Origin of the sequence: Shewanella sp. MF05960 (assembly GCF_050849305.1) — a bacterium.
Classification (GTDB): domain Bacteria; phylum Pseudomonadota; class Gammaproteobacteria; order Enterobacterales; family Shewanellaceae; genus Shewanella.
The window spans coordinates 183,891-200,172 of record NZ_JBOZPS010000001.1 but is presented as its reverse complement, the minus strand read 5'-3'; the positions used below and the strand labels follow the sequence as shown (position 1 = coordinate 200,172).

General features: G+C 41.7%; 11 protein-coding genes. 10 read left to right on the top strand and 1 reads right to left on the bottom strand.

The genetic code is table 11. From position 1 onward, the window contains the following. Positions 1–18: 18 nt before the first annotated feature. From nusA to rpsO, 5 genes are all read left to right on the top strand, one after another. The gene (gene nusA, locus ACROAE_RS00850) at positions 19–1,518 is read left to right on the top strand and encodes a transcription termination factor NusA (protein WP_432399035.1); all 1,500 of its coding nucleotides are present in this window, start codon (positions 19–21) and stop codon (positions 1,516–1,518) included. 25 nt (positions 1,519–1,543) lie between these two features. Beyond that, positions 1,544–4,195: a translation initiation factor IF-2 gene (gene infB / locus ACROAE_RS00845; RefSeq protein ID WP_432399033.1), complete on the top strand. Its 2,652-nt coding sequence runs from the start codon at positions 1,544–1,546 to the stop codon at positions 4,193–4,195. Between the two features lie 66 nt (positions 4,196–4,261). After that, positions 4,262–4,693 carry a 30S ribosome-binding factor RbfA gene (gene rbfA, locus ACROAE_RS00840; RefSeq protein WP_432399032.1) on the top strand — a complete coding sequence of 144 codons (432 nt, stop codon included), beginning with the start codon at positions 4,262–4,264 and terminating at the stop codon, positions 4,691–4,693. Beyond that, positions 4,693–5,640, top strand: coding sequence for a tRNA pseudouridine(55) synthase TruB (gene truB, locus ACROAE_RS00835; RefSeq protein WP_432399031.1), 948 nt, complete (start codon positions 4,693–4,695; stop codon positions 5,638–5,640). The genes rbfA and truB overlap by 1 nt, the downstream gene beginning before the upstream one ends. Positions 5,641–5,783: 143 nt before the next feature. Further along, the gene (rpsO, locus tag ACROAE_RS00830; protein WP_432399030.1) at positions 5,784–6,053 is read left to right on the top strand and encodes a 30S ribosomal protein S15; all 270 of its coding nucleotides are present in this window, start codon (positions 5,784–5,786) and stop codon (positions 6,051–6,053) included. A gap of 212 nt (positions 6,054–6,265) precedes the next feature. Here rpsO and ACROAE_RS00825 read toward each other — a convergent pair whose 3' ends face one another. Next, positions 6,266–8,302, bottom strand: coding sequence for a putative bifunctional diguanylate cyclase/phosphodiesterase (locus ACROAE_RS00825; RefSeq protein ID WP_432399029.1), 2,037 nt, complete (start codon positions 8,300–8,302; stop codon positions 6,266–6,268). Positions 8,303–8,717: 415 nt separating this feature from the next. On the opposite strand from ACROAE_RS00825, the gene pnp reads away from it, so the two are divergent. The 5 genes from pnp (at position 8,718) to ACROAE_RS00800 (ending at position 15,977) form a co-directional block, all read left to right on the top strand. Further along, positions 8,718–10,814 (top strand): polyribonucleotide nucleotidyltransferase, encoded by a 2,097-nt coding sequence (gene pnp / locus ACROAE_RS00820; RefSeq protein WP_432399028.1) that lies wholly within the window; start codon positions 8,718–8,720, stop codon positions 10,812–10,814. A 149-nt stretch (positions 10,815–10,963) separates the two neighbouring features. After that, the gene (gene nlpI, locus ACROAE_RS00815; protein WP_432399027.1) at positions 10,964–11,875 is read left to right on the top strand and encodes a lipoprotein NlpI; all 912 of its coding nucleotides are present in this window, start codon (positions 10,964–10,966) and stop codon (positions 11,873–11,875) included. Positions 11,876–11,951: 76 nt separating this feature from the next. Continuing rightward, positions 11,952–13,532: a peptide chain release factor 3 gene (gene prfC, locus ACROAE_RS00810; RefSeq protein ID WP_432399026.1), complete on the top strand. Its 1,581-nt coding sequence runs from the start codon at positions 11,952–11,954 to the stop codon at positions 13,530–13,532. A 246-nt stretch (positions 13,533–13,778) separates the two neighbouring features. Next, positions 13,779–14,540 carry a TatD family hydrolase gene (locus tag ACROAE_RS00805; protein ID WP_432399024.1) on the top strand — a complete coding sequence of 254 codons (762 nt, stop codon included), beginning with the start codon at positions 13,779–13,781 and terminating at the stop codon, positions 14,538–14,540. A 177-nt stretch (positions 14,541–14,717) separates the two neighbouring features. Beyond that, complete coding sequence (locus tag ACROAE_RS00800; protein WP_432399022.1) at positions 14,718–15,977, top strand: NupC/NupG family nucleoside CNT transporter; 1,260 nt, start codon at positions 14,718–14,720, stop codon at positions 15,975–15,977. The last annotated feature ends 305 nt before the right edge of the window (positions 15,978–16,282 follow it).

Below are 16,282 nucleotides of genomic sequence, written 5' to 3'. Positions count from 1 at the left end.
AGAACGAGGCAAGACCAAATGAATAAAGAGATCCTGCTAGTCGCAGAAGCGGTTTCCAATGAAAAAGGCGTTCCGCGCGAAAAGATTTTTGAAGCGCTAGAAATTGCTTTAGCTACTGCTACCAAGAAAAAATACGAAGGTGATATTGAAGTTCGTGTTGCCATTGATCGCAAAACAGGTAACTACGATACTTTCCGTCGTTGGATGGTGGTTGACGATAAGGGTGAAGCCTTAGAAAACCCGTACAGTGAAATCACACTTGAAGCCGCTCTTTTTGAAGAGCCAGGTATTCTAGTGGGAGAGTATATTGAAGACCAAATTGACTCAGTCGCATTTGATCGCATCACAACACAAACTGCTAAACAAGTTATCGTACAAAAAGTACGTGAAGCTGAACGTGCACAAATTGTGGAACAGTTTATTGAGCGTGAAGGCGAAATTGTTACTGGTATCGTTAAGAAAAGCTCACGTGAAAGTATTGTTGTTGATTTAGGCAACAATGCAGACGGTGTTATATTTAGAGAAGATTTAATCAGCCGCGAATCATTTCGTCCTGGTGACCGTGTTCGTGCATTATTGTACGCAGTACGCCCAGAAGCGCGTGGTGCTCAGATATTTTTAACACGCAGCAAGCCTGAAATGTTAATCGAGCTTTTTCGTGTAGAAGTGCCTGAAATTTACGACGAGCTAATCGAAGTAATGGGTGCTGCACGTGATCCTGGTGCCCGAGCTAAAATCGCGGTTAAGTCAAATGACCGTCGCATCGATCCGATAGGTGCTTGTGTTGGTATGCGTGGTGCACGCGTACAAGCCGTTTCCAATGAATTAGGTGGCGAACGTGTTGATATCGTGTTGTGGGATGATAATCCTGCTCAATATGTGATCAACGCCATGGCGCCGGCTGATGTTGCGTCTATCATTGTGGACGAAGATAACCACTCGATGGACATCGCTGTTGAAGCTGACAGCTTAGCGCAAGCTATTGGCCGTAACGGTCAAAACGTACGTTTAGCGACTCAACTAACTGGTTGGGAACTGAACGTAATGACAGTAGAAGACATGAACAAGAAACACCAAGCCGAAAGTGCGAAAGTGATTGATTTGTTTGTTGCTTCGCTAGATGTAGACAAAGATTTTGCGGCAGTACTGGCTGATGAAGGATTTACTTCGCTTGAAGAAATCGCTTATGTACCAGAATCTGAACTACTCGCAATAGAAGGCTTTGACGAAGGAATCGTCGCGGCATTACGTGAACGTGCAAAAGCAGCTATCTCGACAAGAGCTCTAGCTACTGAAGAAGCGTTAGATGGTGCAGAGCCAAGTGATGACTTATTAGCATTGGAAGGATTAGAAAGACATTTAGCTTATGTTCTCGCGAGCAAAGGCGTAGTGACTTTAGAAGACTTGGCCGAGCAAGGTATTGACGATTTAATTGATATTGAAGAATTAACAGAAGAAAAAGCAGGTGAGCTTATTATGGCTGCCCGCAACATCTGTTGGTTTGGCGAAGAAGCATAAGTCGATCAACAGGGGGATTTAATTGATGGCAGATACAAGCGTAGAAAAATTAGCAGCAGAAGTAGGAAAATCGGTTGAGCGTTTAATCGAACAATTTTCAGATGCTGGTATTAAGAAACAACAGAAAGATACCGTTTCAGAACAGGAAAAGCAGCAGCTTTTAGACTTTCTGAAAAAACAGCACGGCGCAGATTCTGCACCGACTAAAATGACGCTTCAGCGTAAAACAGTGTCAACGTTAAGCGTTGCAAGCACTGGTGGTCAATCTAAAGACGTGAAAGTAGAAGTCCGTAAAAAGCGTACTTTTGTTAAACGTGATGACACTGATTTAGCTAAACAAGCTGAATTAGAAGCGCAAGAAAAAGCCCAGGCTGAAGCGGAAGCTAAAGCAAAGGTTGAAGCAGAAGCAAAGGCAGCAGCAGAAGCGAAAGCAAAAGCTGATGCAGAAGCCAAGAAAAAAGCAGAAGCAGAAGCCAAAGTGAAATCAGAAAAAGCGAAAGCAGAGCCAAAAGCGCCTAAAGTAACCGATCCAGAAACTGCAGCAGCAAAAGCTGAAGCAGAGCGCTTAAAAGCAACTCAAGAAGCGGTATTAACCGAAAAGCAGAAAGAAGAAGCAGCGCAAGCGGCAGAAAAAGCTCGCAAATTAGCTGAAGAAAACTCGAAGCGTTGGGCCGATGAAGAGCGTTTACGCCTAGAAGCGGAAAAGAACAGCGATCACCACATTACAACGTCTAAAGTTGCTCGTGCAGCAGAAGACAGTTCTGATGCCGATGATGAAAAACGTGGTCGTCGTGCACGCAACAAAAACACCAATAAGAAACGTGGTGGTAAAGATGCGCGTGACGGTCGTGAAAAACACATGCGTAATCGCAGTACTGCACCACAGTCAATGGCGCATGGCTTTAACAAGCCAGCCGCAGCTGTAAGCCGTGATGTACGTATCGGCGAAACTGTTACCGTTTCTGAACTTGCTCACTTAATGGCAATTAAAGCCACTGAGATCATCAAGCAAATGATGAAAATGGGTTCAATGGTAACGATTAACCAAGTACTTGACCAAGAAACTGCCCAAATGGTTGCAGAAGAAATGGGTCATAAAGTGGTGCTAATCCGTGATAACGAATTAGAGCATCAAGTACTGCAAGACCGTGATGACAATATCAAGCTTGAGTCTCGTGCACCTGTTGTGACCATTATGGGCCACGTTGACCATGGTAAGACATCTCTACTTGATTATATCCGTCGTGCAAAAGTTGCTGCTGGCGAAGCCGGTGGTATTACTCAGCACATTGGTGCATACCATGTTGAAACTGACAATGGCATGATCACCTTCTTAGACACCCCTGGTCACGCGGCATTTACGTCAATGCGTGCTCGTGGTGCTAAAGCGACAGATATCGTTATTCTTGTTGTTGCTGCCGATGACGGTGTAATGCCGCAGACGATTGAAGCTATTCAACATGCTAAAGCCGGTAACGTGCCGTTAATCGTAGCGATTAACAAAATGGATAAGCCAGATGCTGATCCTGAACGCGTTAAGAGTGAGCTGTCTCAACACGGTGTTATGTCTGATGATTGGGGCGGAGATAACATGTTCGTTCACTTATCAGCCAAAACGGGTGAAGGTGTTGATGCACTGTTAGAAGGTATCTTGTTACAAGCTGAAGTGTTAGAACTTAAAGCGGTACGCGATACTATGGCAGCTGGTGTGGTTATTGAATCGCAACTTGATAAAGGTCGTGGCCCAGTAGCAACTATCTTGGTTCAAGAAGGTACATTACGCCAAGGCGATATCGTTTTATGTGGTTTAGAGTACGGTAAAATCCGTGCAATGAAAGACGAAAACGGTAAAGCAATCACTGAAGCGGGTCCTTCTATTCCTGTTGAGATTTTAGGTCTTTCAGGTGTTCCTTCAGCAGGTGATGAAGCTACTGTAGTTCGTGATGAGCGTAAAGCACGTGAAGTCGCACTTTATCGTCAAGGCAAGTTCCGTGATGTTAAGTTAGCGCGTCAGCAGAAGTCTAAGCTAGAAAACATGTTCGCGAACATGGAAGAAGGTGAAGTACAAGAGCTGAACATCGTACTTAAAGCTGATGTACAAGGTTCATTAGAAGCAATTTGTGAATCATTAACTAAACTGTCTACAGACGAAGTTAAAGTGAACATCATTGCGCGTGGCGTAGGTGCACTAACTGAAACTGATGCAACCCTTGCAGCAGCATCAAATGCAATTTTAGTCGGCTTTAACGTCCGAGCGGATGCACAGGCTCGTAAGACTATTGAAGCAGAAAGTGTTGATTTACGTTATTACAGCATCATCTATAACTTAATTGATGAAGTTCGTGCTGCAATGACCGGTATGCTTGCACCAGAATTTAAGCAAGTTATTATTGGTCTAGCTGAAGTTCGTGATGTGTTTAAGTCTCCTAAACTAGGCGCTATTGCCGGTTGTATGGTTACCGAAGGTCTTGTTAAGCGTAGTGCGCCTATTCGTGTACTTCGTGAAAACGTGGTTATCTTCGAAGGTGAACTTGAATCATTACGTCGCTTTAAAGACGATGCACAAGAAGTCCGTAATGGCATGGAATGTGGTATCGGCGTGAAGAACTATAATGACGTTCGCGTAGGAGACCAAATTGAGGTCTTCGAAATAGTCGAAATAGCTCGCACCTTATAAGCACCATTGGAAGGGCGGCATTAGCCGCCCTTTTTGATTGTATACCCAACGTTATGGCACATCATCATGGCAAAAGAATTTAGTCGTACAAGACGTATTGCGCAGCAACTCCAGCAAGAACTTGCAATGGTGTTACAACGCGATATGAAAGATCCCCGCATTGGCTTTGTAACCGTAAACGACGTAGACGTTTCACGTGATTTAAGCTATGCAAAAGTGTTTGTAACTTTCTTTGAAGAAGACATTGAACTTGTTCAGCAGAAAATTGATGCACTAAGTGCAGCGGCGCCTTACATACGCACATTAGTGGCAGGACGTATGAAATTACGTGTTATGCCTGAATTGCGTTTTGTTTATGACAGCTCATTGGTAGAAGGCATGCGTATGTCTAACCTAGTGACTCAAGTCATCAGCAAAGATAAAGCTAAGCAGCAGCAATATGACCCACAAGCATCAGATAGCAGTGAATCTGTTGATGGTGACAAGGAGCAAGATTAATGGCTCGTCGCCCTAAAGGTCGCTTCATCGACGGAATCGTATTACTCGATAAAGATACTGGCATGAGCTCTAACTTTGCTTTGCAAAAGGTTAAGCGTATCTTTAATGCAAACAAAGCTGGTCATACTGGCGCATTAGATCCATTAGCCACTGGCATGTTGCCTATTTGTTTAGGTGAGGCAACTAAGTTTTCTCAGCATTTATTAGATGCTGATAAACGCTACCTTGTCACAGCAAAGCTTGGTCAACGTACTGACACCAGTGACTCAGATGGCGAAGTGGTGCAAACGCGTCCAGTGGATTTTACTCAGGCCCTTCTTGATGAAAAGCTTGAGTTTTTTCGTGGAACCACACAACAAATTCCATCAATGTATTCGGCATTAAAATATCAAGGTCAGCCTTTATATAAATATGCCCGTGAAGGTATTGAGGTTCCTAGAGAGTCTCGTCCTATAACGGTATTCGAGCTTAATTTTATTAAACTCGAAGGTGATGAGTTAACGTTAGACATTCATTGCTCTAAAGGCACGTATATTCGCACAATCATTGATGATTTAGGCGAAATGCTAGGGTGTGGTGCTCATGTGATTATGTTGCGCCGTACGCAGGTTGCAGAATACCCATATGAAAAAATGGTGAGTCTCGCTGAGCTAGAAGCACTATTAGCGCAAGCACAAGAACAAGAAATTGCCCCTAAAACCTTGTTAGATCCATTATTGTTACCAATGGATACAGCAGTGGCTAATTTCCCTGAAATTAACCTCCCAGACGCAATGTTATATTACGTCATGCAAGGTCAAGCGATTCAGGCTTCTGGGTTAAAACCTGACTGTTTAGTGCGTATTACCATCGGTGATGAGCGTAAGTTTGTTGGTATTGGTAGTATGAACGATGATGGCTTATTAGCGCCTAAAAGACTCATTGTGATGCACGACACTGCTGAATAATGTTATTGGCACTAAATAGCCTAATTGATCAGTTTTATATGCTTTTTTATTGCGGTTACTCTCTAATCTAGTTAGAATACCGCGCTCGCTCTGGCTGAGTTAGTGATCGGCTAGAGATACATTTACTTTTTTTGGAGATACACATGTCACTAAGTGCTGAAGCAAAAGCAAAAATTTTAGCTGAATTTGGTCGTTGCGAAAACGATACTGGTTCAACTGAAGTTCAAGTAGCTTTACTAACTGCTCAAATTAACCACCTTCAAGGTCACTTTAAAGAGCACATCCATGATCACCACTCACGTCGTGGTCTATTACGCATGGTTAGCGCTCGTCGTAAGCTTACAGCTTACCTAAAGCGTACTGACTCAGAGCGTTATGCTGTTCTGATCAAGAAGTTAGGTTTACGTCGTTAATTCGATGTATCGCTTACTAATGTAAGTGAACTAAACCGTAAAAAAGGAGGCTTTAGCCTCCTTTTTTATTGTCTAAAATTTGTGATTAATCAAAATTTATAGCACTGATAACTATTAACGAGTCTTTACTATTAAAGCGAAATGGTATTACTTCAACGGTACTCGATTTAAATTCACTATGTGACCGTTCGATTAAAATGGCTGTTCAAACGCTATATGCGAACGATTTGTGCTGTTTCAGACATGATGTATTTTTGTTCAAATTCTTCTAGTGGCAAGGGTTGGCTAAAGAAAAAACCTTGACCGATTTCACATTGATTATCTTTAAGCCATTGCAACTGTTCTTCATTTTCAATTCCTTCTGCCACAATGGTTAAATCCAACTGGCGACCTAACATCAAAATAGTTGATGCTATCGCGCTGTCTTCAGGCAAGTCACTCACAAAAGCCCGATCGATTTTCATTGTCGTAATAGGCAAATGTCGTAGGTAAGATAGTGACGAATATCCGGTTCCAAAATCATCGACTGCGATACCAAACCCAGCTGATTTGAGCTGTTCAAGCTTTACTATGGCTTGTTCTACATCGTTCATTAATGATGTTTCAGTAATTTCGACTTCTAACAACTCAGGACGAATTTGGTATCGAATCGCAAGTTGCTTAATATCGGGTACTAAACTGGCATCGGCAAACTGTTGAGAGGCCACATTGACGGCAATGGGGATGGCATAATTGTATTTACGTTGCCATTCACGAATGACTTTACAGCTTTGTTCAATGACCCATCGACCAATAGGAATAATAATACCAGTCTCTTCTGCTACCGGGATAAACGACATCGGGCTGATTAGCCTGCCATCTTTTTGCCAGCGAATAAGTGCTTCACAACCGACAACTTTATTTGTCTTCAAATCAAACTTTGGCTGGAAATATAATAAGAATTCATTGTTTTTCAATGCATCATGTAACGATGCTTCAGTACGAAGCCTTACCGCAGCACGTTCGGTCATTTGTTGTTTAAAGAAAGACCATTGGTTAGAACCCGCAGCCTTAGCGCTATACATGGCAATGTCAGCATGTCTGATAAGATCTTCTGCTGTGTCACCGTCTTCAGGGTAAATCGAAATCCCAATTGACGCAGCAGGATGAATAGCGTGTTCATTTAATTGAACTGGTGCATTTAACTGAATTAATAGTTTATCGACAAAGTCAGCTGCTTGAGCGGGGGTTTGGATTTCATCAGCTAAAATGACAAACTCATCACCACCGAGCCTAGCAACACTACCTCTATCACCAACAACACGCTCTAATATGCGAGCGATTCGTGCTAAAAATTGGTCTCCTAGCGCATGCCCAAGCGAGTCATTGACGTTTTTGAAACGGTCTAAATCGATGAATAAAAGTGCAAAGTTACGTTTGTGAACCCGTGAACGCTGAATCGTCACATTTAGCGTTTCGAGTAACAGAGTGCGATTTGGTAACCCTGTTAACGGATCTCGGGTCGCCATTTTACGTAATTTGTTTTGAGTTTGGCTAAACTGCAGCAGAATTTGATTAAATTTACTGGTCACTAAGCCAAGCTCGTCGTCTTTGTGCGCGGGAGACATAGGCAAGAGGTTTTCATCTGGCGAATCAGGATCGATTTTATCAATAGCTTCGCTAATACGTGCAATAGGCTGAGTTAAAAAGCGGTGAAACACAACGCTCAGCACCAATGTGAGTAGCAGGGCGCGTGCTAAAGTGGCAATTAAGCCTAATTTAAGTTGGCTGAATAATTTATTGGTGAGTCTTTGAGTGTCATAAAAAACGGTCAGTGTACCAATGAGTTGTTGCTCTTTATTACCCTCAAAGTAAAACGGGCGATACAAAGGCCTAGATATTTCTCTTAAATCACCAAATAAGCGTTGGCTTAAATTAGTGTAAGTCGCTGACGATTTATCGACGGGATTTGAGGTAGTGACAAACAATGAACCATCATCGAGCTCGATTACTGCAGAGCCTACATTGTCGACTTTTATAATGCCTTCAAGGGTTTGGCTAGCGAGTTTGTCATCCAGAGACCAGACAGCATTGGTGGTAGTTTGTTCGACCGAATTAAGCAGTTCTTGTTGCGCATCACTGAGTTGGTTTTTGGTTGAAATGACTTGAATGGCTATTTCGACTATAAAAATAGCAATGGCAAAAAACAAAGCGGTGAAAACCACTAAGTTCGTTTGTTTCCATGTTAAAGACTTAAAGCTGGCGGTCATGTCATATTCCGTGTCGCGTAAGTGACTATTTTGTTTAACTAGCACAGCAAAGTAAGCTGTGAACGCAAATAATTTATTGTTTTTATATTGAAATATTCTCAGGTCTATATTGGTATCTTTTAAGGTCGATACTGACCTATCTATTCTGTTTTATTGCTTGATATTGTCGTTAACTCTAGTCAAATTGACTGCTTTTGTCATTAGTCATCCGATTGAAGATTGACCTATAATGGCTTATTTGTAACAAAAGTTGAATCATTTATAACAAAAGCGCGATTAATATGGGTTTCTGTTGTAGAAAAATGATTATTTTACTTTTTTTTCATTCTCGATATCGCGTCTATTTAACTATTCAAGCTAATTGCAGTATACTTGTGCGCGTAATTAAAGGTCATTAAATTAAGGAATGGGTCACGTGAATCCAATTGTAAAGAGTTTTGAGTATGGTCAACATACAGTCACCTTAGAAACAGGTGTTATTGCACGTCAAGCAGATGCTGCAGTTTTAGCAAGCATGGGTGATACCACAGTATTAGTTACTGTAGTTGGAAAGAAAGTAGCGGATTTAAGCCGTGACTTTTTCCCGCTAACTGTTAACTATCAAGAAAAAACCTATGCAGCGGGTAAAATCCCAGGCGGTTTCTTCAAGCGCGAAGGTCGTCCTTCTGAAGATGAAACGCTTATTGCCCGTCTTATCGACCGTCCTATCCGTCCTTTATTCCCTAACGGTTTTAAAAACGAAGTTCAAGTTATCATCACTGTGGTTTCTGTTGATCCACAAATCGAGCCAGATATTGTTTCGATGATTGGTACTTCAGCTGCGTTAGCTATTTCTGGTATTCCTTTCAGCGGCCCACTAGGTGCAGCGCGTGTTGGTTATATTAATAACGAATATGTACTTAACCCAACAGTAGAACAGCTTGCAACTAGCTCACTTAACTTAGTCGTAGCAGGTACTAAAGCTGCTGTACTTATGGTTGAATCTGAAGCGAAGGCGCTTGCAGAAGAAATCATGTTAGGTGCGGTAACTTACGGACATGATCAACAACAAGTTGTTGTTGATGCCATCGCTGAATTTAAAGCTGAAGCTGGCAAGCCAACTTGGGATTGGACTGCACCAGTTCAAGATGAAGTGTTAGTAGCTAAGATTAAAGATCTTGCTGAAGCGGGCATGACAGAAGCTTATCAAATTGAAGTTAAGCAAGACCGTTATGTTCAAGTCGGTATTGTTAAAGCTGCTGCAAAAGCGGCTTTAGTTGCTGAAAACCCAGATGTTGATACTCGCGAAGTAGACAACTTACTTGGTAGCCTTGAGAAGAAAGTTGTTCGTGGTCGTATTATCAGTGGCAAGCCACGTATCGACGGTCGTGAACCTGATATGATCCGCGCACTAAACGTACTTGCTGGCGTACTTCCACGTACTCACGGCAGTTCATTGTTTACTCGTGGTGAAACTCAGGCTTTAGTAACCTGTACTTTAGGTACTGAACGTGATGCTCAAAAAATTGATAGCATCATGGGCGAGCGCACAAACCGCTTTATGCTTCATTATAACTTCCCTCCATATTCAGTTGGTGAAACTGGCATGGTCGGTTCACCTAAGCGTCGCGAAATCGGTCACGGTAAGTTAGCTTGGCGTGGTATGAATGCCGTTATGCCTACAGCTGAAGAATTCCCGTACAGCATCCGTGTTGTTTCAGAAATTACTGAATCAAACGGTTCAAGCTCAATGGCTTCTGTTTGTGGTACTTCATTAGCACTTATGGATGCTGGTGTACCAATCAAGACTTCTGTTGCCGGTATTGCAATGGGTCTAGTTAAAGAAGGTGACGATTTCGTTGTCCTTTCTGACATCCTAGGTGATGAAGATCATTTAGGTGACATGGACTTTAAAGTTGCTGGTACTCGTGATGGTATTACTGCTCTGCAGATGGATATCAAGATTGAAGGTATCACTAAAGAAATTATGGATATCGCATTACAACAAGCATATGGCGCTCGCGTACATATTCTAAATGTAATGGATCAAGCGATTGGTTCACACCGTGGCGATATCTCTGCACATGCTCCACGTATTACGACTATCAAAATCAATCCAGAAAAAATCCGTGATGTTATTGGTAAAGGCGGCGCAGTTATTCGTGCTCTTACTGAAGAAACCGGTACTACGATTGAATTAGATGACGACGGTACTGTGAAGATTGCTTCTTCAAACGGTGAAGCGACTAAAGAAGCTATCCGTCGTATTGAAGAAATCACTGCTGAAGTTGAAGTCGGTCGTATTTACAATGGTAAAGTGATTCGTATCGTTGATTTCGGTGCATTCGTTAACATTCTTCCAGGTAAAGATGGCTTAGTTCACATCTCACAAATCAGTGATGAGCGTGTAGCTAATGTATCTGACCACCTTGAAATGAACCAAGAAGTTGCTGTTAAAGTGATGGAAGTGGATCGTCAAGGCCGCGTAAGATTGTCAATTAAAGAAGCACAAACCAAAGCAGCCGCTGAGTAATGTAATTTAGCGTGTTAAGCGATTAAAAAAGGAGATCATATGATCTCCTTTTTTTATGTTTATTGAAATAATCTCTGTTAGTCCATAGCTCTTAGATGGCCAGATTGCTATGATATTGAATATTAATAAAACCTGATAAGGTCAAGCGGATGGAATGTAAACTACGCACCACAGTTATTGCCGTTGTTGTCGGTGCAAGTATGTTGTTGTCAGGCTGTGCTGCTACGCAAAGCTCGAGTGAGAATGTCACTGGGCAAATGATTGTCGCACCGGTTATGCCAGATTATAAAATGGAAGTCACATTAGCTAAGTTAAATGAAATTTTAGCAACAATGGAACTGACAGACGAACAACGTGCACGTTTTCATTATGACCGTGGCGTCATCTACGACAGTGTCGGTTTGCGCTTGTTAGGCCGAATTGATTTTCATCAAGCGATTAAACTACAACCTGATTTAGCCGATGCTTATAATTTCTTAGGTATTTATTACACCCAAGAAGGTGAGTTTGACAGCGCTTATGAAGCGTTTGATGGCGTGTTAGAACTTTCTCCTGGTTATGACTATGCTTACCTTAATCGCGGTATTGCATTGTATTATGGTGAACGTTTTCAATTAGCCGTTGAAGATATGCAAGCTTTTCTTGCGCGAGATCCGAGTGATGGTTATCGGGTTTTGTGGCTGTATTTAATGTCATCAGCTGTCGATAAAAATCAAGCTTTAGCTGACTTAGCGCTGCAACGCCAACAGTTAAAAAGTGAAGATTGGGCGAGTGTATTAGTTGACTTTTATTTAGGTAAGATTAACCAAGAGCAAGTGTTTGCCGCAGCAAAAGTGGGCTTGTCGCAACCAAAAGAATACGCAGAGCGCTTATGCGAAGCTTATTTTTACTTAGCTAAGCAAGCTGCAGCCAATGGGCAATATCAACAAGCCGCTAATTTTTACCGCTTAACGCTTGCGACCAATATTTATGATTTTGTTGAACATCGTTATGCCAGAATTGAATTGGCAAAGATGAAAAATATCATTCAACAGGCGGCTGAATTATCTAACAAAGGCTAAACATCAGTTTGCCTAGCCAATTATGCCGATAGGCGCTATAATTTGCGCCTTTTTTAGCGGCTAGTGCAAGGTTAACATGTCAGGCAACAACGTTGAGGTCGACAAGCGTCGTACCTTCGCCATCATTTCGCACCCCGATGCGGGTAAAACCACCATCACCGAAAAGGTACTTTTATTCGGACAGGCTTTACAAAAAGCCGGTACGGTAAAAGGTAAAAAGTCAGGACAGCATGCAAAGTCTGACTGGATGGAGATGGAAAAAGATCGTGGTATCTCTATCACGACTTCTGTGATGCAATTTCCTTACGGTGGCGCACTTATCAACTTACTTGATACGCCAGGTCACGAAGACTTCTCAGAAGACACTTACCGTACACTAACCGCTGTAGACTCTTGTTTGATGGTGATCGATTCTGCCAAAGGTGTAGAAGATCGAACGATTAAATTAATGGAAGTCACTCGTTTACGCGATACGCCTATCGTTACGTTCATGAATAAATGTGACCGTGATATTCGTGATCCAATCGAGTTGATGGATGAAGTTGAAGACATTTTAAAAATTGCCTGTGCGCCAATTACTTGGCCGATTGGTTCAGGTAAAGAGTTTAAAGGTGTTTATCATATTCTGCGTGACGAAGTGATTCTGTACCAAAGTGGTATGGGGCATACGATCCAAGAAGAGCGCATCATTAAAGGATTGAATAATCCTGAATTAGATAAAGCGCTAGGCTCATACGCATCAGAAATCCGCGATGAAATGGAATTAGTGGCGGGTGCTTCACATGAATTTGATCTAGAAGCATTTTTGAAAGGTGAATTAACGCCTGTATATTTCGGTACTGCGTTAGGTAATTTTGGCGTTGACCATATTCTCGACGGTATCGTTGAGTGGTCTCCTAAGCCATTACCGCGTGAAACGGATGCTCGTAAAGTATTGCCAAGTGAAGAGAAATTCTCTGGTTTTATTTTCAAGATCCAGGCAAACATGGATCCTAAACACCGTGACCGTGTTGCCTTTATGCGTGTTTGTTCTGGTAAGTATGAGCAAGGCATGAAAATGCATCATGTACGTATTGGTAAAGATGTAAACGTGAGTGACGCCTTAACCTTTATGGCGGGTGATCGTAATCGTGCTGAAACTGCATACCCTGGTGATATTATTGGATTGCATAACCATGGCACGATGCGCATTGGTGATACTTTTACTCAAGGCGAAAAAATTCGTTTTACGGGTGTACCTAATTTTGCACCAGAAATGTTCCGCCGAATTCGCTTAAAAGATCCATTAAAACAAAAGCAGTTACTTAAAGGCTTAGTGCAGTTGTCTGAAGAGGGCGCTGTGCAGGTGTTTAGACCTATTGATTCCAATGATTTGATTGTTGGTGCGGTCGGTGTGTTGCAGTTTGAAGTGGTAGTGGGTCGCTTAAAAAGTGAATACAACGTTGAGGCTATTTACGAAGGGATTAGCGTCAGTACCGCACGTTGGGTTTATTGCAAAGACGAACGTAAACTTGAAGAGTTTCGTCGTAAGTGTAGTCCAAACCTTGCATTAGATGGCGGTGATAACCTGACTTATATTGCGCCAACCATGGTCAACTTGAATCTGTCTATGGAACGTTATCCTGACGTAGAGTTTGCAAAGACTCGTGAACACTAATTGTTAATCGTTATGTTGGTTTAATGTTAAAAGGGTGGCGTTGCCACCTTTTTTATTGTGTTTTTATTAGCGTTATCACAGCAATTAACCTGTTTGTGTGATGTCAAATCTTTCTGCTCGTAAATATTGGTCATTCATAACGCCCTTGATTATTGACCCCCTTGTTGTTCACCTAATACTGCATTTATCGTCAGAGTGTTTTTTATGCTAATTTTATCGGCAGTTATATTAAATAGTAGGTGATATATGATCGATACCCATGCACATCTTGATATGCCTGAGTTTGATAATGACCGAGACGAGCTCGTTTCTGAGATGAGCAAACATGGCATTTCGTCAGCCATCATTCCAGGTGTCGCTGTTGAACAGTGGCAAAAACAATTGGCGTTAGCCGAAAAGTATCAATGGTACTTTGCACTTGGTATCCATCCTTGGTATGTCCCAGATGATATTGACAGTGCAATATTTCTGCTGGATAGAAAACTGCAGGAATGTAGAGAAAATAAGCGTTTGGTGGCTGTTGGAGAGTGTGGTTTAGATAAATTACATCATTGGTCAGATAAGCAATTGTTGTTACTCGAAAAACAATTACAGCTTGCTCAAACGTATCAATTACCGGTCATTTTACATTCGGTCAAAGCCCATCAAGAGTTACTGACACTATTAGCTCGGGTACGGCCGAGTCGCGGTGGTGTGGTTCATGGCTTTTATGGAAACCGCCAAATTGCTGAGCGGTACATTGCACTTGGATTTAAATTAGGGGTTGGTGGATTATTGCTCAACCCCAGTGCCAAAAAGCTTCGGCAAACTGTGGTCGAATTACCTTTGGAACACTTTTTATTGGAAACAGACTCACCCAGTATGAGCCCTTTTGACCAACCTAATACGCGCAACACCCCACTTGTCTTAAACAGAATTGTGTCCGAAATCTCATTTTTAAAGAAAAGTGAAACTGTCTGTATATTAGAACAGTTGAATAAAAATGCGCTGCAACTATTTGAGCTTTAATCCTTTTTCTAGAAACGGAATCGCAAATAAAACACTTATTTGCCTAAGAGGTTGAAATTAAACTCTAAAAAGTTGATCAAAACGACGCTTTTCGTTTCACGCTCAGTTATAATCATCAACGGAAATTAGGTGAGTTAACAACATTCAAAAAAACTGTTAACAAAAGGGTGATGATTAATGGATATTTTAATGAGTTTAGTAGGGGTGGTCACCCTACTTGTGATAGGTTTTCTACTATCAAATAATAAAAAAGCAATTAACGTACGTACTGTTGGTGGTGCTTTAGCAATTCAAGCATTCTTCGCGGGTTTCGTATTATATGTTCCAATCGGTAAAGATATTCTGAAAGGTGTTTCAGACGCAGTATCAAGTGTGATTAGTTATGCACAAGCAGGTATTAGCTTCTTATTTGGTGATTTAGCTAACTTCAAAGTTGGTTTTATTTTCGCCATTAACGTATTACCAGTCATTGTATTCTTCTCTTCTTTAATTGCAGTGCTTTACTATTTAGGCATCATGCAGTGGATTATCCGTATTATCGGTGGTGCTTTACAAAAAGCATTAGGTACAAGTCGTACTGAATCTATGTCTGCTACCGCTAACATCTTCGTTGGCCAAACTGAAGCGCCTTTAGTTGTTCGTCCATTTATTGCGACAATGACTCAATCTGAACTATTCGCCATCATGGTGGGTGGTCTTGCTTCTATCGCAGGTTCTGTATTAGCCGGTTATGCGCAAATGGGTGTTCCAATTGAATACTTAGTTGCTGCGTCATTCATGGCGGCACCAGGTGGTCTATTAATGGCTAAACTGATGCACCCTGAAACAGAAACAGCTATTAACGAAATGGAAAACCTACCAGAAGACCCAGATAAGCCAGCTAACGTCCTTGACGCTGCTGCAGGTGGTGCTTCTTCAGGTATGAGTTTAGCCATTAACGTTGGTGCAATGTTGATCGCATTCGTAGGCTTAATCGCTATGATCAACGGTATCATTGGTGGTGTAACAGGTTGGTTTGGTTTAGAGGGTATTACTCTAGAACTTATCCTTGGTTATATCTTCATGCCTTTAGCATTCTTAATCGGTGTACCTTGGAACGAAGCATTAGTTGCGGGTTCTTTCATCGGTCAAAAGATTGTTGTAAACGAATTCGTTGCATACTTGAACTTTGCTCCTTATCTAAAAGATGTTGCTGATGGTGGTATCTTGGTTGAAGCAACTCAAGCTGTGATGACAGACCGTACGAAAGCCATTATCTCTTTCGCATTGTGTGGATTCGCTAACTTATCTTCTATTGCAATTCTACTTGGTGGTTTAGGTGCTATGGCTCCTTCACGTCGCCATGACCTTGCAAGATTAGGTATCCGTGCTGTTATCGCTGGTTCATTAGCTAACTTAATGAGCGCGACATTAGCCGGTCTATTCTTAGCTATCTAAGTTAAGAGTTAATCTCGAGGGTAAAACCTCAATCACTGGGTCTTTAGTGAGTCAATGTTAAAGGCCCAGTTTGTAAGAACGTTGTTATTGATTTTTGTGTTAATCCACCATTTCCGATGCGAAGTTATAGGCTTATCGAATACTGCGAAAGAGGATGCGTTAAAGCCTCTAGTCAGTGTTCAGCTTGTTAATTTGTTAGCAATATGTAGACATAAAGTCGCGACATTGTTCACAAAAAAGAATTTTGTATTCGTTTTTTATCGATTTAATGTTGAGATTTGTATCATTAACGGTAAAATACGAGT